The organism is Pantoea sp. YR525 (assembly GCF_900116775.1).
GTDB classification, from domain to species: domain Bacteria; phylum Pseudomonadota; class Gammaproteobacteria; order Enterobacterales; family Enterobacteriaceae; genus Pantoea; species Pantoea symbiotica.
On record NZ_FPBU01000004.1, the window covers coordinates 236,336 to 254,582 of the forward strand.

Annotated in this window: 21 protein-coding genes and 1 tRNA gene; 16 read left to right on the plus strand and 6 right to left on the minus strand. The window is 54.5% G+C overall.

Annotated features, from left to right (window positions below):
• Nucleotides 1-47 precede the first annotated feature (47 nt).
• Nucleotides 48-1,265 (minus strand): L-lactate MFS transporter, encoded by a 1,218-nt coding sequence (locus BM323_RS09990; RefSeq protein ID WP_008101315.1) that lies wholly within the window; start codon nt 1,263-1,265, stop codon nt 48-50.
• 269 nt (nt 1,266-1,534) lie between these two features.
• Here BM323_RS09990 and BM323_RS09995 point away from each other — a divergent pair, with 269 nt between their 5' ends.
• Nucleotides 1,535-1,774: a hypothetical protein gene (locus BM323_RS09995; RefSeq protein ID WP_008101313.1), complete on the plus strand. Its 240-nt coding sequence runs from the start codon at nt 1,535-1,537 to the stop codon at nt 1,772-1,774.
• A 38-nt stretch (nt 1,775-1,812) separates the two neighbouring features.
• Here the strand turns inward: BM323_RS09995 and BM323_RS10000 are convergent, their stop codons facing one another.
• Nucleotides 1,813-2,712 (minus strand): DMT family transporter, encoded by a 900-nt coding sequence (locus tag BM323_RS10000; protein WP_008101311.1) that lies wholly within the window; start codon nt 2,710-2,712, stop codon nt 1,813-1,815.
• A 180-nt stretch (nt 2,713-2,892) separates the two neighbouring features.
• Here BM323_RS10000 and BM323_RS10005 point away from each other — a divergent pair, with 180 nt between their 5' ends.
• From BM323_RS10005 to BM323_RS10015, 3 genes are all read left to right on the plus strand, one after another.
• Entirely contained in the window at nt 2,893-3,762 is an 870-nt protein-coding gene (locus tag BM323_RS10005) for an AraC family transcriptional regulator (RefSeq protein ID WP_091003719.1), read from the plus strand.
• A gap of 187 nt (nt 3,763-3,949) precedes the next feature.
• Nucleotides 3,950-4,180, plus strand: coding sequence for a hypothetical protein (locus tag BM323_RS10010; protein ID WP_036647387.1), 231 nt, complete (start codon nt 3,950-3,952; stop codon nt 4,178-4,180).
• Nucleotides 4,181-4,205: 25 nt separating this feature from the next.
• The gene (locus BM323_RS10015) at nt 4,206-4,457 is read left to right on the plus strand and encodes a hypothetical protein (RefSeq protein ID WP_008101304.1); all 252 of its coding nucleotides are present in this window, start codon (nt 4,206-4,208) and stop codon (nt 4,455-4,457) included.
• A gap of 20 nt (nt 4,458-4,477) precedes the next feature.
• On the opposite strand, the gene BM323_RS10020 is transcribed toward BM323_RS10015, so the two are convergent.
• Together BM323_RS10020 and BM323_RS10025 are read right to left on the minus strand one after the other, a co-directional pair.
• A tRNA-Arg gene (locus tag BM323_RS10020) sits at nt 4,478-4,552 on the minus strand.
• An 87-nt stretch (nt 4,553-4,639) separates the two neighbouring features.
• Nucleotides 4,640-5,554 (minus strand): formate/nitrite transporter family protein, encoded by a 915-nt coding sequence (locus BM323_RS10025; RefSeq protein WP_008101302.1) that lies wholly within the window; start codon nt 5,552-5,554, stop codon nt 4,640-4,642.
• A 243-nt stretch (nt 5,555-5,797) separates the two neighbouring features.
• On the opposite strand from BM323_RS10025, the gene ccmA reads away from it, so the two are divergent.
• The 10 genes from ccmA to mlaA are packed head-to-tail and all read left to right on the plus strand — an operon-like array spanning nt 5,798 to nt 13,556.
• Nucleotides 5,798-6,412 (plus strand): cytochrome c biogenesis heme-transporting ATPase CcmA, encoded by a 615-nt coding sequence (gene ccmA, locus BM323_RS10030; protein ID WP_036647378.1) that lies wholly within the window; start codon nt 5,798-5,800, stop codon nt 6,410-6,412.
• Nucleotides 6,412-7,071 carry a heme exporter protein CcmB gene (gene ccmB / locus BM323_RS10035; protein ID WP_008101298.1) on the plus strand — a complete coding sequence of 220 codons (660 nt, stop codon included), beginning with the start codon at nt 6,412-6,414 and terminating at the stop codon, nt 7,069-7,071. The genes ccmA and ccmB overlap by 1 nt, the downstream gene beginning before the upstream one ends.
• Nucleotides 7,072-7,128: 57 nt before the next feature.
• Nucleotides 7,129-7,869, plus strand: coding sequence for a heme ABC transporter permease (locus tag BM323_RS10040; RefSeq protein ID WP_008101296.1), 741 nt, complete (start codon nt 7,129-7,131; stop codon nt 7,867-7,869).
• A complete protein-coding gene (gene ccmD, locus BM323_RS10045; RefSeq protein WP_008101295.1) occupies nt 7,866-8,099 on the plus strand; it encodes a heme exporter protein CcmD in 234 nt (77 codons plus the stop codon). The genes BM323_RS10040 and ccmD overlap by 4 nt, the downstream gene beginning before the upstream one ends.
• Nucleotides 8,096-8,581 carry a cytochrome c maturation protein CcmE gene (gene ccmE / locus BM323_RS10050; RefSeq protein ID WP_008101293.1) on the plus strand — a complete coding sequence of 162 codons (486 nt, stop codon included), beginning with the start codon at nt 8,096-8,098 and terminating at the stop codon, nt 8,579-8,581. Before ccmD ends, ccmE begins: the two co-directional genes overlap by 4 nt.
• Nucleotides 8,578-10,536 carry a heme lyase CcmF/NrfE family subunit gene (locus tag BM323_RS10055; RefSeq protein ID WP_008101290.1) on the plus strand — a complete coding sequence of 653 codons (1,959 nt, stop codon included), beginning with the start codon at nt 8,578-8,580 and terminating at the stop codon, nt 10,534-10,536. Before ccmE ends, BM323_RS10055 begins: the two co-directional genes overlap by 4 nt.
• Complete coding sequence (locus BM323_RS10060; RefSeq protein ID WP_008101288.1) at nt 10,533-11,090, plus strand: DsbE family thiol:disulfide interchange protein; 558 nt, start codon at nt 10,533-10,535, stop codon at nt 11,088-11,090. Before BM323_RS10055 ends, BM323_RS10060 begins: the two co-directional genes overlap by 4 nt.
• Nucleotides 11,087-11,542: a cytochrome c-type biogenesis protein gene (locus BM323_RS10065; RefSeq protein ID WP_008101286.1), complete on the plus strand. Its 456-nt coding sequence runs from the start codon at nt 11,087-11,089 to the stop codon at nt 11,540-11,542. The genes BM323_RS10060 and BM323_RS10065 overlap by 4 nt, the downstream gene beginning before the upstream one ends.
• On the plus strand, nt 11,542-12,753 hold the full coding sequence (gene ccmI, locus BM323_RS10070; RefSeq protein ID WP_008101285.1) for a c-type cytochrome biogenesis protein CcmI: 1,212 nt from the start codon (nt 11,542-11,544) through the stop codon (nt 12,751-12,753). The genes BM323_RS10065 and ccmI overlap by 1 nt, the downstream gene beginning before the upstream one ends.
• A 35-nt stretch (nt 12,754-12,788) precedes the next feature.
• On the plus strand, nt 12,789-13,556 hold the full coding sequence (gene mlaA / locus BM323_RS10075) for a phospholipid-binding lipoprotein MlaA (protein ID WP_061717873.1): 768 nt from the start codon (nt 12,789-12,791) through the stop codon (nt 13,554-13,556).
• Between the two features lie 30 nt (nt 13,557-13,586).
• Here mlaA and BM323_RS10080 read toward each other — a convergent pair whose 3' ends face one another.
• Nucleotides 13,587-15,098 carry an MFS transporter gene (locus BM323_RS10080; protein ID WP_008101280.1) on the minus strand — a complete coding sequence of 504 codons (1,512 nt, stop codon included), beginning with the start codon at nt 15,096-15,098 and terminating at the stop codon, nt 13,587-13,589.
• 107 nt (nt 15,099-15,205) lie between these two features.
• Between BM323_RS10080 and BM323_RS10085 the strand changes: the two genes are divergently transcribed.
• Entirely contained in the window at nt 15,206-16,114 is a 909-nt protein-coding gene (locus tag BM323_RS10085) for a LysR family transcriptional regulator (protein WP_008101278.1), read from the plus strand.
• 48 nt (nt 16,115-16,162) lie between these two features.
• On the opposite strand, the gene fadL is transcribed toward BM323_RS10085, so the two are convergent.
• Complete coding sequence (gene fadL, locus BM323_RS10090) at nt 16,163-17,446, minus strand: long-chain fatty acid transporter FadL (protein WP_008101276.1); 1,284 nt, start codon at nt 17,444-17,446, stop codon at nt 16,163-16,165.
• 359 nt (nt 17,447-17,805) lie between these two features.
• On the opposite strand from fadL, the gene BM323_RS10095 reads away from it, so the two are divergent.
• The gene (locus BM323_RS10095; RefSeq protein ID WP_008101274.1) at nt 17,806-18,102 is read left to right on the plus strand and encodes a YfcZ/YiiS family protein; all 297 of its coding nucleotides are present in this window, start codon (nt 17,806-17,808) and stop codon (nt 18,100-18,102) included.
• Nucleotides 18,103-18,247: the final 145 nt, after the last annotated feature.

An 18,247-nucleotide genomic window follows, 5' to 3' on the forward strand; every position in this document is an offset into this window, starting at 1 on the left:
TTGTGGAGAAATGGGATGCCGCAAATTGCTGCGGCATCCCAGCGAACTTAATTATGCAATAAAGGTTCTGCCACGTTTTGGCGATTTGGCAGACGGATGCTCAGCGACAACACCAGTGAAATCACCAGCAAGGTCATAATCAGGCTGAAGGTGACGGTGAAGCCACCAAAGGCGGAGGCAACCAGTGAACCCAGCACGCTGCCGATACCGAAACCAAGGTAAATCAGACCATAGTTTTTGGTCAGATTGTTCAGACCAAAGAAATCGCTGACCAGCGATGGGAACACAGTAATGGTGCCGCCGAAACTGAAGGCCACGCAGGCTAAGGAGAGGAAGAAGGTCGATTCATTCATGTGGGTGAACAGCAGAATACTCATGCCCACCAGCGAAACAATTTGCGCCAGCGTAATCACGCGGATGCGCGCCATTTTATCCGACAGCACGCCAAGAATCAGACGACCGCTGAGGTTGGCAATCGCAATCACCGTAACCGCATTGGCTGCGGTTTGTGCACTAAGATGCACCATGCCTTCACCGATATCTTTTGCCACGCCAATCACGTACAGGCCGCTCATGCAGGCAGTCAGGAACATCAGCGCCAGCATCCAGTACTGCGGTAAACGCACCGATTGCGCCAGCGTGTAATCTTTGGCTTCCAACTGCGCATTGCCGCTGCTCTTCTGCATTGGCGCATCACGCATCAGCAACGCGCCGACAATAATCATGCTCATAGCCAGCACGCCCCAGATCATAAAGGTATTCTCCAGACCTTGTGCGCTCAGCAGTGCACCGCAGATGAATTTGAAGCCGAGGCTACCCAACCCATACGCACCAATTGAGCAGGCCGAAATGAGCCCTTTGCGCTCCGGGAACCACTTCACGCAGTTAGACAGCGTCATCAGATATCCGGCACCATCGGCCAGACCCACCAGAATCCCGGCGCTGAGGTAGAGCATCATCAGATTATCGGCATGCGCGGTCAGCCAGAAACCGACAGCCATCAAAATGCCCGCGCCGATGGTGACGTTGCGCACGCCAAAACGTTCCTGCAATTTCCCGGCAAGCGAAGAAGCGATCGCCAGGCCAAGACTGAGCAGACCGAACGAGAACGCCACTTCACTGATAGGCGCATCCAGTTTATTCGCCAGCGGGCCGTTAAACAGGCTCCAGGTATAAACCGAGCCCAAAGCGAACTGCGTGATAATGGTGCCGATAAGGGTCAACGTGCGGGTACGTTGGTAATTCGCGGGGGTTGCTGTTGTCATTTTTATCTCTCACTCGAGAAAGCGGAATCTGTGGAGATAATAAGTTGCTCTCGCGCGTGCGGGGGAAACCGTGGCGTGAATGAACCCGACGGTGGCATGAAATGCAGCTAAACGGGTATGAATGACATTGTGATGACAGTAAGTGATGTCATTTAAAGCGTAGCGGTTGCTACGGGTAACCATGTGTAAGTATTTGTATCGATCGCGCCATAATGCCTGCAAAGTCGCGGATGTTTGCCAGGCTTAGAATTCATTCAAAAGGAGGAAATATGAAAGACCGAACATATGAATCCGCGTCTAATGAGGATGAGGTTTGCTGCATTATCGGTCAGGCGGTGATCGAGTTAAGCGATGAGCATCAACCAGTGAACAAATCCACGTTGTCGCTGAAATTACTGGCTATGGCCGACCGCGACAAAGATGATGAACGCGTCCTGCTTTACTGGATTGCCAGAAAAGCCATAACTAAACCTCACCAGCTCAATATCGGCGTTCAGGGCTGGCGTTAGAGGAACAAAAGAGCGGGCGCAATGCCCGCTCTCGTTATTTAGGCGGTACGTAATCGACCCATCGTCGGACAGCGTACAAACATCACCATATTCCCCGCCAGAATCATCACCAACCCGACAATTGCATTGCTATGCCAGTGATAACCTTCATAAAGCGTGGAGAGCGTCAGCGCCACCAGCGGGAACAGTAAGGTGCTGTATGCGGCCTGACTGGCACCAATGCGGCCTACCAGCGTGAAGTAGGCGCCAAATCCCAATACCGAACCAAATATTGCCAGATAACTCATCGCACCTAACCACTGCATATTCAGCGCGGGTGCCAGTGAATCGCCATTCACTAACGCCAGTGCGGCCATCACCAAAGCGCCATACAGCATTGCGTAGCTATTGGTGGTCAGAATATCGAGCTGACGACGCTGATGGCGCAGCGAAATCATATTGCCGAAGGAGAATCCCAGCGTGCCAAGCGCGCTGAGGCCCACGCCCCACAGCAACTGCGGAGCGGGATGCGCCGCCTGAATATCATTCCAGAACAGCGCGACAATGCCGCCCAGACCAAGCACCGCCGCTGGCAACAGGCGAAACGAAGGACGCTGACGGAAGAAGATCCAGCTGTTGAGCGCGTTATACAGCACGGCCATCGAGAAGATCACCGACTCCAGTCCGCTGCTGATCCACGCGGCAGCATGATAGAAGCAGACAAAGTTGAAGCCAAACACGCAGCAACCCTGTAGCAGACAAAACAGATGATCGCGCTTATCCAGCGTACGCAGCCGACGCAGCAGTTTGAGGATCGCCAGCATCACCAGCGACGCCAGTAAGAAACGCCAAAATACCGCCACCAGAACCGGCGTATCAGCCGCTTCCTGCTGCAGGAAAATGGCAATCCACGTGGTTCCCCAAATCATCACCACGGCAAGGTATAACATCACATTCATAACGCACTCTCCGACACAATCTGGCCCGCAGTGTGGCGTGAAAAGCAACGCGCGGCTTGCACGTTTTTGCGCGGCAATTGCAAAATCTTGCGCTTTTTACTTTTGCGTCCGGCTGTGACCTGTTTTCTGTCTGCGGAGATCCGTACACTAGGCGCTCATGAACTGCGAGTGATATCAACCATGGCCGATTACCAGACCTTCAACATGCTTCAGCGCCACAAAGCGCAACTGCGCGACAGCGTGCAGTTGTCGAGCGGCATCAAGCTGGCGGCCTGGTTTAACAGCGGCGACCGCGTCACCAATCTTAGCGATCATCACACGTTGAGCCTTTATACCGCCGACGGCTATGAAACCTGGCATAAAACCCAGCACGGCTGGCGCAACGGCGGCGGCCCGGATCGCTTTTGCCTGATGCCGAGCGGAGTGGAATCGGTGTGGGATATTCGTGCCGATTTATCGTTTGTGCATCTTTACTGCACCGATGAACATCTGCGCCATCTGGGCGAACAGATCTGGGACCGCAGTCCGTCGCAGCTCAATCTGCATGAAAAGATCTTCGCGGCGGACAATCGTATCACCCAACTTTATCGTCACTTCTTGCTGAGCACTGACTGGCAACAGCCGGCGAATCAATTGATGCTCAGCTGCGCCTCAACCTTGTTGATGACGCATCTGTTGCAACGCTACAGCGATGTGCATTGGCAAGCGCCGCAGGTGCGTGGTGGACTGGCGCCCGCCGTGTTGCGACGAGTGATGGCGTATATTGATGCGCAGCTTGATCAGCCATTAACGCTGGCGCAACTGGCCGCTGAAGCGGCGCTGAGCGAATACCATTTTGCACGCATGTTCCGTAGCAGCGTAGGCGAGGCACCGCACCAATATGTGATGCGCCGTCGCATGGATGCTGCGTTGCAGCTACTGAAATTCAGCCGTTTACCGCTAACAGAAATCGCGCTGCGCTGCGGTTTTCACTCCTCAAGTCACTTCAGTAACCGCTTTCGGCAGCTGCACGGCGTGACGCCATCGGCATGGCGACACGATCAGGCCTGATTACGATCTCACTCTTAAACCGATGTAATCGGCTGCAATAACCCCTGTTTTTTTCTGAACACATCTCTCAGTTAGGTACTCTCACACTCAGTGAGGCATTTTTTCCATGGATTTTGGAGTAGGATGCTTTGCAGGAATATTAAGCTATCGCATTGATTACAATGACAAGTTACGAGAGGCCGTAATTATGGAAAAGCGCGTTTCAAAGCTGGAAGCGGATATTGATGGTCTTAAAACCGATATGGCGCAAGTGAAAATGGATATTGCGGTGATCAAATCGAATTACGTCACCAAAAGTGAGTTTCATCAGGAGATCGGCAAAATTCACCAGGAGATCAGCAAACAGACGAAATGGATCGTGGCGGGCATGATGAGCACCGCAGGTATGACGTTGGGGCTGGCTCGCTGGTTGTTCTGAGTGAATTAATGATCAAGGAGTGAACATGGAAAGGCGCGTATCAAGGCTAGAAGCGGATATCGACGATATCAAAACCGATATGGCGCTGATGAAAACGGATATTGCAGTGATCAAGTCGAATTACGTCACCAAGAGCGATCTTTATCAGGAGATCGGCAAAGTGCATCAGGATATTGGGAGAATCCATCAGGAATTAAGTAAGCAGACAAAATGGATAGTCGCTGGGATGCTGAGTACTGCGGGCATGACGCTGGCACTGGCACGCTGGTTGTTTTAGGCGGGAGAACGATGAGAATCTGGTGTCCCCTGCAGGAATCGAACCTGCAACTAGCCCTTAGGAGGGGCTCGTTATATCCATTTAACTAAGGAGACGCCGGGCGCGCAGTATAGCGCACCGCGAACCTGATTTTAACTATGCAGCGGTTGTTTGCTCAATCTATCAGCAATTTAAGACCAGGCTTACGCCTGTTTTTGCTTCTCTTTCCGCTTCTGTTCCGCACGCGCTTTGGCTTTCGCCGCTTCACTCATATCGTTACGAATCTGCGCATGGCTGATCAAGGCAAATATCAGCGTACCGCCGGTGATGTTGCCAAGCAGCGTTGGCAAAGCAAATGGCCAGAAGAATTCGTACCAAGGTAGCGTGCCTGCAAACACCAGATACAGCACCTCGACCGAACCGACAACGATATGCGCTAAATCCCCTAACGCCACCAGCCAGGTCATCATCACGATCACCACAATTTTTGCTGCGCCCGCATACGGGAACATCCACACCATGGTGGCGATAATCCAGCCGGAAATCACCGCATTGGCGAACATTTCGCTGGGTGAATTGACCATCACTTTTTCACTGATGGCGGTAAACGCCTGACGCGTCGCATCATCGAATATCGGCATATGATTAAAAGCGAGCGCGCCCAATGCGGTGCCAATCAGATTGCCGAGCAGCACCACGCACCAGAGACGCAACAGCAGCGCAAAGTTGCTGCCGGTCGGTTTGTGCATCACCGGCAAAACAGCGGTAACGGTGTTCTCGGTGAACAGTTGCTGGCGCGCCATAATCACAATGACAAAGCCAAAGGTATAACCCAGATTTTCCAGTAAAAAAGCGCCCGGCACGCCTTTGAGGTGGACCTGAAAAATGCCTTTAGCCATCAGCGAAGCACTCATCGACAATCCTGCCGCTACCGCTGACCAAAGCAGCGCCATGCCATCGCGCTCGAGCTCTTTTTCACCGTCCTGACGTATCTCCTCATGAATCGCCGCAGCCTGCGAGGGCAGGGCATCTTCATCGACTTCAATCTCCTTGCCTTGCTCCTTCTCGTCACTCTCTACATCGTTGTCACTCTTTGAAATCGATGGTGATTGTTTCATGTTTCCCTCGGGTGATAATGCCATTGCGTAATAAGCGTAGCTGGTTTTGGCAAGGTCAATTTGTTACGAAGATTCAATTTAAGAGTAACGAAATCTTAACCGAGTTGGTTTTTTGAACGATTTCTTGATCTGATGCGCACGAATACCCCATTTGGGGTAAGTGGGAGCCAGCTCACAGACTTCGGCCCACAGATTCAATGTGGTATTATCGCCGCCTCATTCATTGCCGTGATTCTCCCTTCTATGCTCGAAGTCATTAATCTCTCATGCGTTCGTGATGAGCGAACCTTGTTTCATGGGTTGAGCTTCCGTGTGCAACCGGGTGACATTGTGCAAATTGAAGGGCCAAACGGAGCCGGGAAAACCTCGCTGCTGCGCCTGTTGGCGGGATTAAGCCGGGCGGAAGAGGGCGACGTGATGTGGCAGTCACAGCCGATTCGTCAGCAGCGCGAAATATGGCAACAAAATCTGCTCTATCTCGGCCATCACCCCGGCGTGAAATCGGTACTCTCACCGCTGGAGAACCTGCATTTTTGGCACGGCAGCAGCAATGAAGATGCGATTTTTGATGCGCTTGAGCAGGTCGATCTGCTGGGTTTTGAAGAGGTGCCGGTGGCGCAACTCTCTGCCGGACAGCAGCGGCGCGTGGCATTAGCCCGCCTGTGGCTCAGCCCGGCGTCGGTATGGATCCTCGATGAGCCCTTAACCGCCATCGATAAAGGCGGCGTAGAAAAATTAATGGTGCAATTCGCCACCCATGCCGATAACGGCGGAGCGGTGATTCTGACCACCCATCAGGATCTGCCCGATAACAGCGCGCGCGTGCGTAAAATTCGTCTTACTTCGGAGTGGGCTTGATGTTAGGTCGGGTCATTCAGCGCGAATTAAAAATCGCCTTTCGCAGCGGCGCGGAAGTGATCAATCCGCTGTGGTTTTTCCTGATTGTTATCACGCTGTTTCCGTTAGGTATCGGACCGGAGCCGCAGCAGCTGGCGCGCATTGCGCCGGGCGTAGCGTGGGTTGCCGCGTTACTGGCCTCATTGCTGGCGCTGGAACGGCTGTTTCGTGACGATTTTCTTGATGGTTCGCTCGAGCAACTACTTCTGTTGCCAACGCCGCTGCCGGTCACCGTGCTGGGCAAAGTGATTGCTCACTGGCTGATTACCGGGCTACCGCTGATTTTACTGTCGCCGCTGGCGGCTTTATTGCTGTCGCTGGATTTTGCCGGCTGGCGCGCGATGGCGTTAACGCTGCTACTTGGCACGCCAACTCTGAGCTTTCTCGGCGCGATTGGTACCGGTTTAACCGTTGGGCTGCGGCGCGGCGGCGTATTACTGAGTTTGCTGGTATTGCCGTTGTCGATACCGGTTCTGATATTCGCCAGCGCGGCGATTGATGCCGCCGGAATGGGATTGCCGATCGGTGGTTATCTGGCGATTCTCGGCGCGATGCTGGCCGTCAGCGCAACGTTGTCGCCGTTTGCGACAGCGGCGGCCTTACGTATCAGTCTGCATTAATTCGTGTCGCCTCAGAGCGGCCGAAACCTGAATTCTCTTTATTGTGAGCTATGCAAAATGTGGAAATGGTTACACCAGTGGGCAAAGCCTGAGCGGCTTTACCAGCTATGCGGTCGCTTAATTCCGTGGTTCGCGGTGCTGGGTGTTGGCACGCTTTTACTCGGTTGGGTTTGGGGCTTCGGCTTTGCACCGGCGGATTATCAGCAGGGCAACAGCTTCCGGATTATGTACATTCACGTGCCTGCGGCGATGTGGTCGATGGGCGTGTACGCGTCAATGGCTATCGCGGCGTTTATCGGCCTGGTGTGGCAGATGAAGATGGCCGATCTGGTCTCAGCGGCGATGGCGCCGATTGGCGCGGTGTTCACCTTTATCGCGCTGATCACCGGTTCCGCCTGGGGTAAACCAATGTGGGGAACCTGGTGGATCTGGGATGCCCGTCTGACATCCGAGCTGGTGCTGCTGTTCCTCTATATGGGCGTAATTGCGCTCTATCACTCTTTCGAAGACCGCCGCACTGCCGGGCGCGCCGCCGGCATTTTGATTCTGGTTGGCGTGGTTAATCTGCCGATCATTCACTTCTCGGTACAGTGGTGGAACACGCTGCATCAGGGCTCATCCGGTATTCTGCAGCAGGCCATCGATCCGAGCATGCGTACACCGCTGCGCTGGTCCATTCTCGGCTATCTTCTGGTGTTTGGTGCGCTGACCTTGATGCGCCTGCGTAACCTGATTCTGTTTACTGAGCGTCATCGTCCGTGGGCGATTGATGTGGCGCAGCGAGGAAGCAAATCATGACGCCAGCCTTTGCATCCTGGAGCGATTTCTTCGCCATGGGCGGCTATGCCTTTTACGTCTGGCTCGCCGTTATCCTCACCTTGATTCCATTATTCGGCCTGGTGCTGCACACTGTGCTGTTCCGCCGCCGTTTGCTGGCAGAAATTCGCCAGCGTCAGTCCAGGGAGCGCCGCATTCGCGCGGCTAAATCGAAAAAAGCTGCCAGTGAAGCAGCGGGAGAATCCGTGTGAATATCCGTCGTCGTAATCGCCTATATGTGGCGATCGCGGTGTTGATCGGGCTTGGCCTGGCGACCGCGCTGGTGATGTACGCGCTGCGTTCCAACATCGACCTGTTTTATACCCCGAGTGAAATTATCAACGGCAAGGGCGAAGATCATCAGAAGCCTGAGCCGGGCCAGCGCCTGCGCATTGGCGGCATGGTGATGCCGGGCAGCGTAAAGCGCGATCCGAAAACCCTCGCGGTCTCTTTCAAACTATATGACGCCAACGGCGTGGTCAGTGTTACTTATGAAGGCATTTTGCCGGACCTGTTCCGTGAAGGGCAGGGCGTGGTGGCGCAAGGCGTGCTCGAAGAGGGCAATCTGGTGAACGCCAAAGAAGTGCTGGCGAAACACGATGAAAAATACACGCCACCTGAAATTGAAGATGCCATGAAGAAGAATCACACGGGACCTGCGGCAGCTTATCAGCAGTCAGGTGCGCAATCATGATGCCGGAGATTGGTAGCTTTCTGCTGTGTCTGGCGCTGGGTTTAGCGCTGCTGTTGAGTGTCTATCCGCTGTGGGGCGCGGCGCGTCAGGATGCGCGTTTGATGGCGATGGCGCGCCCGCTAACCTGTGGCATGTTCATCTGCGTCGCCGCCTCCTTTGCCGTGTTGGTGCACGCCTTTGTGGTGAATGATTTCACCGTTGGCTATGTCGCCACCAACTCCAACACCTTGTTGCCGGTTTACTATCGTATCGCCGCAACCTGGGGCGCGCACGAAGGTTCACTACTGTTGTGGGTGCTGCTGCTCAGTACCTGGACGTTAGCGGTAGCGATCTTCAGTCGCGGCATGCCGCAGGATGCGCTGGCGCGCGTGCTGGCGGTGATGGGCATGATTAACCTTGGCTTCCTGCTGTTTATCATTCTGACCTCGAATCCGTTTACCCGTACGTTGCCAAACTTCCCGATTGACGGGCGCGACCTCAACCCGATGCTGCAGGATATCGGGCTGATCTTCCATCCGCCGCTGCTGTACATGGGCTATGTTGGATTCTCGGTGGCGTTTGCGTTTGCCATTGCTTCGCTGATGGCCGGACGTCTGGATACCGCATGGGCGCGCTGGTCACGTCCGTGGACCACCGCCGCGTGGGTGTTCCTGACTATCGGCATCGTGCTCGGTTCAGCGTGGGCTTATTACGAACTCGGCTGGGGCGGCTGGTGGTTCTGGGATCCGGTCGAAAACGCCTCCTTTATGCCGTGGCTGGCTGGTACCGCGCTGATGCACTCGCTGGCGGTGACGGAAAAGCGCGGCAGCTTCAAGTCGTGGACGGTCCTACTGGCGATTACCGCGTTCTCGTTAAGCCTGCTTGGCACTTTCCTCGTGCGTTCCGGCGTGCTGGTTTCCGTGCACTCGTTCGCCTCCGATCCGGCGCGCGGCATGTTTATCCTCGCCTTCCTGGTGATTGTGATTGGCAGCTCGCTGCTGCTGTATGCGCTGAAAGGCGGTCAGGTGCGCAGCCGTGTGCAGAGTGAAGCCTGGTCACGTGAATCCTTCCTGCTGGGTAACAACGTGCTGCTGATCGCCGCGATGCTGGTAGTGTTACTCGGTACGCTGCTGCCGCTGGTGCATAAACAGCTGGGTCTCGGCAGCATCTCGGTGGGCGAGCCGTTCTTCAACACCATGTTTACCTGGCTGATGGCACCGTTCGCGCTGATGCTCGGTATCGGTCCGCTGGTGCGCTGGCGTCGTGACCAGCCGCAGAAACTGTGGAAACGCCTTGGCGTTGGCCTGTTGGTGACGCTGGTTCTGTCGATCGCGCTGCCGTGGCTGCTGCAGGATCGCATTGAGGCGATGACGGTTATCGGCCTGCTGATGTCGATCTGGGTGATCATGCTGACGTTGATGGAACTGCACGAGCGCGCCACCCATCGTCACTCCTTCTTCAAAGGTTTGCGTCATCTGTCGCGCAGCCATTGGGGCATGGTGCTGGGGCATTTAGGCGTGGCGGTGACCGTGGTCGGTATCGCCTTTAGCACCCAATACAGCGTTGAGCGTGATGTACGCATGAGGGCGGGCGATAACGTCGATATCCACAATTACCACTTTACCTTCCACGGCGTGCGCAACCTGCAAGGACCGAACTACAGCGGCGGCGTGGCGGTGATTGAAGTGACGCGCAACGGTAAGCTGGAAGCGGTGATGCAGGCGGAAAAACGCTTCTATGCAGCCGCGCGCACCATGATGACCGAAGCGGCGATCAGCGGCGGTTTCACCCGCGATCTCTATGCGGCGCTGGGCGAAGAGCTGGACGACGGTTCATGGGCAGTGCGTATTTACTACAAACCGTTTGTGCGCTGGATCTGGTACGGCGGCGTGTTTATGGCGGTGGGCGGCTTGTTCTGCCTGTTCGATCCGCGCTATCGCTCACGTAAAAAAGAAGAGCGTGAGGAGCTGGCATGAACAAAAAAATCCTGTTTATCCCTTTAGTTCTCTTCCTGCTGCTGGCTGCGGCGCTGCTGTGGCAGCTGTCGCGCAACGCCAACGGCGATGATCCCACGCGTCTTGAATCGGCGCTGATCGGCAAGCCGGTTCCATTATTCAAACTGGAAGCGCTGGATCAGCCCGGCAAAATCTACGATCAGCAGGTGCTGACCGATGGCAAGCCGATTCTGCTCAACGTCTGGGCGACCTGGTGCCCAACCTGCCGCGCTGAGCATCAATACCTCAATACGCTGGCGGAAAAAGGCATTCGCGTGGTTGGCCTCAATTATAAGGACGATCGCACCAAAGCGGTGACGTGGCTGAACACGCTGGGTAATCCGTATGCGCTCAGCCTGTATGACGGCAACGGGATGCTTGGTCTTGATCTAGGCGTTTACGGCGCGCCGGAAACCTTCCTCATCGACGGTAAAGGCATCATTCGTTATCGCCATGCGGGCGACATGAACGATCGCGTCTGGCTCGAAGAAGTGAAACCGCTGTGGGACAAATACAGCAAGGAGGCGGGCGTATGAAACGGCTGCTTCTCCTTTTAGCGGGAATACTGCTCAGCACTAGCCTGTGGGCGGCGATTGATACTTATCAATTCGATTCGGTGCAGCAGGAAGAGCAATACCGCGATCTCACCGCATCGTTGCGTTGCCCGAAATGCCAGAACAACAGCATTGCCGATTCCAATGCGATGATCGCGGCGGATATGCGGCTCAAAGTCTACGAGTTGATGAAGCAGGGCGAAAATCGCCAGCAGATCATTGATTACATGGTGGCGCGTTACGGTAATTTCGTGACCTATGAGCCGCCGGTAACACCTTCCACGCTGATTTTGTGGGTGGGTCCAGCACTGTTTGTGGTGCTGGGCGCGCTGATCATTATTCTGCGCAATCGCCGCGGCAGAGCGCGTAGCGAGCTCGACGACAGTGAACAACAGCGCCTTGCGGCGTTACTTAAGCGTGACGGGAAGCCGTAATGACTGGATTCTGGATTACCCTGATTATTTTACTGCTGGCGGCTATCGCGCTGTTTCTGCGTGCCGGCTGGCGTCAGCGCGAGGCCAGCAGTGGCGATCGCGATCGTCTCAACACCGATTTTTATCAGCAGCGCCTGCGCGAGCTGGAGCGTGATGAAGAAGAGGGCGTGGTGGCTGAGCGCCCGGAAATGGTGCGTGAGCTGCAACAAACGCTGTTAACCGATGTGCCGCAGCAGGATGCAGCAACCATTCATCGCAGTAGCCGCTGGGTATTGCTGCCCGGCGTGATTGTGCTGTTGGTGGTGTCGGTTGGCATGTATCTGAAAACCGGCGGACTGGCGCAGCAAACTGCGTTTGTTAGCGTGCAACAAGAGTATCCTGCCTTACGTGCGCGCGTGATGGATCCCAAAGCGCAGCCGCTGACTATGGAAGAGCTGGCGCGTCTGCAGCTGGGTCTGCGCAGTTCGCTGCAAAATGACTCTTCAAACCTCAACGATTGGGCGATGCTGGGCCGCCTTGGCATGGTGCTGAATAACGCCACCGATGCCAGCCAGGCATTTGAACATGCGCTGCAGCTGGCGCCAGACAATATCGAACTGCAGCAGGATTACGCCGAAGTGCTGACGCGCTCCAGCGATCCGCAGGATAACCGTCAGGCCAACGTATTGTTGAAAGAACTGCTGAAACGCGATCACAGCGATGTGCGCACGCTGAGTCTGCTGGCGTTTAACGCCTTTGAACAGCAGCAGTACAACGAGGCGATTGGTGCGTGGCAGGTGATGCTGAAACTGTTACCGGCAGGCGATCGCCGCATCACCATGATCGAGCGCAGCATTGAACAAGCGAAAACTGACGCGGGACAGCAAAATAGCAATCTGGCATTGACGGTGAATTTGACGCCGCAGGCAGAAAAAATGTTACCGCAAGGCGGAGTGTTGTATATTTCTGTGTCTGACGGTGTTTCACCGGTGCCTGTGGCTGTGAAGCGTTTACCGCTGAGCCACTTCCCGTTATCGCTCACGCTGGATGACAGCAATGCCATGATGCCCGATCGCCTGCTATCGGCGCAGCATCAGGTGCAAGTCAGGGTGCGTATTTCGCGCGACGGCAGTGCCAATCCGCAGTCAGGTGACTGGTTTGGATTAAGCGCGGTCACACCCTGGAATGGTCATCAGCAACTGGCTGTGGAAATTAATCAACAGCAGCCCTGAAGCGATACCTTACTGATCCGCACAGGGAGAGAAGAATGAATAACCGCCTGACCGGTTTGGCGTTAGCCAGCTTACTGCTGGTGGGTTGTGCCAGCTCAAAACCGGCTGACAATACGGAACCTGCGCAGCGCAGCGATCCGCTGGAAGGCTTTAACCGCACGATGTTTAACTTCAACTACAACGTGCTGGATCCGTATGTTCTACGCCCGGTGGCGGTAGCCTGGCGCGATTATGTGCCGGTGCCGGCACGTAGCGGCATAAGTAATGTATTAGCTAACGTTGAAGAGCCTGCCAGCATGGTCAACGCCATTCTGGTTGGTGAGCCGCGCCAGGCAGGTATCCACTTTACCCGCTTCTTCCTGAACACCGTGTTAGGGCTGGGTGGCTTTATCGACGTGGCAGGCAAAGCCAATCCGGAGCTGGCGCGTGAAGTGCCGCATCGCTTTGGTAGCACGCTGGGACGTTATGGCGTCGGTTATGGTCCGTATGTTGAATTGCCGGCCTACGGCAGCTTCACCATCCGTGAAGATGGCGGTGACTTCGTTGATACGCTCTATCCGGTACTAAGCTGGCTGAGCTGGCCGATCTCGGTGGGCAAATGGACGCTGGAAGGGATTGAAACCCGTGCGCAGTTGCTGGATTCGGACGCCATTTTGCGTCAGCAGCAAGATCCATATGCCTTCATTCGTAATGCCTACTTCCAGCGACATGACTTTATCGCCAACGGTGGCAAGCTGAAGCCGGAAGATAATCCGAACGCCAGTGCGATTCAGGATGATCTGAAAGATATCGATTCGCAATAAAAAAAGGCGACTCATTGAGTCGCCATTTTTTTATCTCGGTAGCGTTGGCCGTGTCAGTAAAAATCCAATCATCCCTGTACACACAAGCGTGATCGCCGCTAATCCGTACAACAAAACCTGATAAGCATATTGAACATTGTGCACCAGTTCGCGAACCGTCAGTTGCGGCAGCAACTTGCTGGCTTCTGCGATATGGCTACCGGAAAGCCAGCCAGCAACGGCCTCGTGTGTGCTGGCGTCCAGCGCAGGTAATGTCTGGTGAAGTTGCCACTGATTGAACAGCGTCAGCAGCGCCATCACTACCGCCAGCGCAATACCTTCACCGGCCACACGTACCGTATTAAACAAACCGGCCGCCATGCCCGCTTGTTCTACCGATACGGCAGAAACCGCCAATCCATCCATCAAACCCCAGGGCAACGCCGCGCCTGCACCGGTAACGAACATCGCGATACTTAATCCGGTGATATCGGCAGTTGCGATGGCCTGCGCCATGCCCAGCAATCCCAATGTCGCCAGTAGCAAGCCAAATACCGCTACATTGCCAGCACGGAACCAGCGTGTTAGCCAGGCCGCGATACCCGGAAAAATCAGCATCGGCGCGGTCAGTGACAGCAAAGTGACGGCGCTTTGCGTTTCGCTCAATCCCTGTGCGCCCATCAAAAACAGTGGGATAACAATCAGCAGCACCACATAGCAGTAACAGGTGGCGACGGGCAGCAATAGCACGCCAGCAAAGTGCGGCTGGCGCAGCAGCGTCAAACTAAACACCGGCATCTCAGCCCGCTTGGTATGACGATAAAATTCCCCGCCCGTCAGCAGCGTTAATACTGCGCACAGCAGCAGCGGCCATGAAATCGCGCCGTATTGCGGCAGCAGAATTAGCGCAATGGTGAAGGCCAGCAGCGCCATGCTGAATAGCGCGGTGCCGCGCATATCCACAGGTCCGGATGCGCGCACCTGCGGTGCGGCGAGGAATAGCTGGCTGGTTAACGCGATGAGCGTGGCTATTAACGCCAGCACCAGATAAACCCAGCGCCAGCCAAATCCATCGGTAATCAATCCCATCATCAACGGACCAAATGCCAATCCGACACCAAACAGCGTACCGAGCAAACTGAACACCCGCGTATGCGCATTACCACTGTGTAGATGCGCCAGCGCGGTAGCGCCTCCCGCTAACGTCATGGCGGCGGCAATGCCTTGCAGCGCGCGATAGACGCCGAGGGCAAACGCACTTTGGGTGAGAAAAATCAAAAGAGAACTAACAGCGAACAGCGCCAGACCGGCGATAAAAATGCGTTTGTAGCTGAGCTTATCGGCGGCGACGCCTGCAGCAAGCAGACCGCTGCCGAAGGTCAGCATAAAGCCGTTGGTCAGCCAGGCCAGAGAAAGCGGTCCGCCCTGCAGTTCGTGACTGATCGCCGGTGTTGTCACAACACCGCCGGTAAAACTCAGTGGCAATAATAACGCTGCCAGCAGAATCGCCAGCGTTGCACTGCTTTTAGCGCTGATAGTAAGTGCCGTACTGATTTCCGTCATCAAAGGGTCTCGCAAAAAGTGAAGGGATGACGAAGGATGCTATTGCGGATATAAAGATGAATAAATGGGGTGGATATCCATTCTTTGCGGACAAAAGGTTTATCAGCATGGACAGTTTGACGTCGTTAACTTCCTTTGTGCGTACTGCAGAGACGCTGAGTTTTGTGCAAGCGGCGCACCTGCTTGGCATTTCCGCGTCTGCGGTGGGGAAGAATGTGGCACGTTTAGAGCAGCAGCTCGGCGTGCGCCTGTTCCATCGCAGTACGCGCAGTGTCAGCCTGACGGCTGAGGGCGCATTGTTGCTGGAGCGATCGCGGCTTATCCTCGAACAAATTCGCGATGTCGAAGCGGAGATCACTCAGGCGGTAAGCCATCCCAGTGGCAAACTGCGCATTTCGCTGCCGGTGGTTGGTTATCGGCTGATCACGCCGTTGCTGCCGCACTTCAGCCGGCTTTATCCGGATATTGAACTGGAGTTGGATTTTAGCGATCGTCTGGTGAACGTCATTGATGAAGGATTTGATGTGGCGATTCGCAGCGGTGAAATGCAGGATTCACGCCTGCAGGCGCGCACGCTGGGCGCGTTTCGCTTTGTATTGTGCGCCAGTCCTGGCTATTTGCAAAGCCATCAGCCACCAAAGCGCAGCGATGAGTTAGCCCGACATCACTGCATTCTGTTTCGCTTCCCGGCAACCGGCTTACTTCAAAGCTGGGAGCTGGCGGATTTGCGTGTGACTGGCGAATTCCAGCCGCTAAAATTATTAACCGTCAACAACATCGAAGCGATGGTGCATAGCACTCTGGCAGGAATGGGCATCAGCTATGTGCCGGATTTTGTCGTGGGTGAGCTGCTGAAAAGAGGCGAGTTACAGGAAGTGTTGCCGGGCAGTTGCGTGCGGGAGAGCCGTTTTTCTGCTATCTGGCCCGCCAGCCGTTATCTGTCGCCGCGCGTGCGCTGCTTTGTGGATTTTCTCGCGGCTCACTGGCCGGTACTAAATCGCATGCAGGATCAATAATAAAAAAACGGCGACATCACTGTCGCCGTTTTCATTGCTATCTGCACATCAGAACTTGTAGTTAAAGTTCGCGCCGTATAGCCAGGCTTTACCTTCAGAGTTAAAGGTATACGGGCCTTCTTTGACGGTGACTTTCTGACCGTGCATGTAAGAAATACCCAAGTCGACGGAAGCATCTTCATTGAACGCGTATGACGCACCGGCGCTCAGCCACAGACGATCCTGATCCGGGATGGAGATAGAGCGCTTATCGGCCGGAACCGGGCTGTCATCAAAGGCGATACCGGTACGGAAGGTCCAGTTGTCGTCATAGAAGTACGAGGTACCTAACGCGATGCGGTAGGCATCGTGGAAGCCTTCATCCTTATAGAACAGCGTCTGGCCATTGCTGCCGGTGGCTTTCAGCTCCTGGAATTGGCTCCAGCTGGTATACGTGAGGCTATAGTGAACCGCCCATTGTGGTGCGACTTTATGGTAGCCGGACAATTCCCACATCTCAGGCAGATTCAGCGTCAGAGAACCCGGAATGGTTGAGCCGCCGGTACCGTAAGGCAGGCCTAACAGCTGCGCCTGTGGCAGGGAGTTCACGTAACCCGGCAGACTGCTTTTGTAATCGCCGTCAAAGTCGATTTTAACTTCTGAGCGATAAGTGAAACCGAAGCGGTTGTTCTTATCCACTTCATACAAAATACCGGCGTTCCAGCCGTAGCCCCACTCATCGCCCTTTAAATGGGCAATTTGGGTATCGGCAGGAATGCCTAGCGCTGCGCCAGATTCACCGGCATAACGCTCAATTTTCGCCTTGGCATAAACTGCATCAAAGCCGATACCGAAGCTGAAATTCTCATTCAGTCGATAAGCGGTGCTGATATTAAAGTTGCCGGTCATCAGGTCGGTTTTGCCGCCATAACCACCTGCGGTATAGCCATTATTAAATTCTGTTGCCAGACCATAGTTGGAGGTTGCAGACGCACCAATCCACCACTGATCGTTAATCGGATGCACGTAGTGAAGATTAGGGATCCACTGATTTGGCGCAATATTCTTGGCATCAAGGCTGCGACCAGACGGACTCTGACCGCTAATATCGACTTCAGGATCAATATAAACCGCACCAATCGAGAAAGAAGGGCGATCCATTAACGCCATGGTTGCCGGGTTACGGCTGGCAGAGGCGGCGGTATCACCCATCGCACCTTCACCGGAATACGCACGACCTAAACCAATTGCTGAGAATTCATTCAGTTGAAAGCCCGCGGCGTAAACATGAGAACAGACGAGCGTTACTGCAGCTGCCACAGCTGACTTTGCAAACAGGTTTTTATGGTTCATGACCACAACCTCATCTAGATTTATTATTTAACGTTGTTACGTCGCGTAACAAAGAGCGGCGAATTGTAGGGACTGACGTCAAAACCACATATCAGACCAGTGCGACGAGTATAGGTCCGACCTGTGTATTTGTTGCAATATTGTTTTTTAAATATTTCTGATTTGATCGATAAAATCAGATCTGCTTAACAAAATCTTAGCGGTTCGCCTTCAACATAGCTTTCAATTTTGTTCTGGATCAATTTTTAGTGTGATATTCGTCACTTAGCGGCTTGATCGTGGATGTGAAAACCCAGCAGGCGTACACTTTGCGGCAGAAAATGATCCGATTGTGTTGAATTTATCGTCAGGAGAAAACCATGACTGATGCCATTAAAAAATGTAGTGCGAACGAAACGGCCGCCTGCTGCTGCGTAGATGTGGGAACCGTGATGGACAATACCGATTGCACCGCGAGTTGGTCTGGCGTGTTTGCCGATCGTCATGCAGCGGATGCGATGCTAGCGCATTTGACGGAGCGCGCGCGTCAGGTGGAATCCGAACCCTGCGATATTCGTGCAGAATTTGCCAACGAAGGCGACGCGGTGCGCCTGTCTATCGACTTCACCTTTGCCTGCCAGGCGGAAACCCTGATTTTCCAACTCGGCCTACGCTAATCCCGCCGCTGCCGAAACCCCTTCGGCAGCCTTAACTCATTTTCGTGTATTCCCTCGCACTTTTTTCCTCTGCTTATTGGCTACTTAGCAACACTTAGTTAACACTGATGATCAGGTCAGACCTGTTTGGCAATGATGCCCCGGT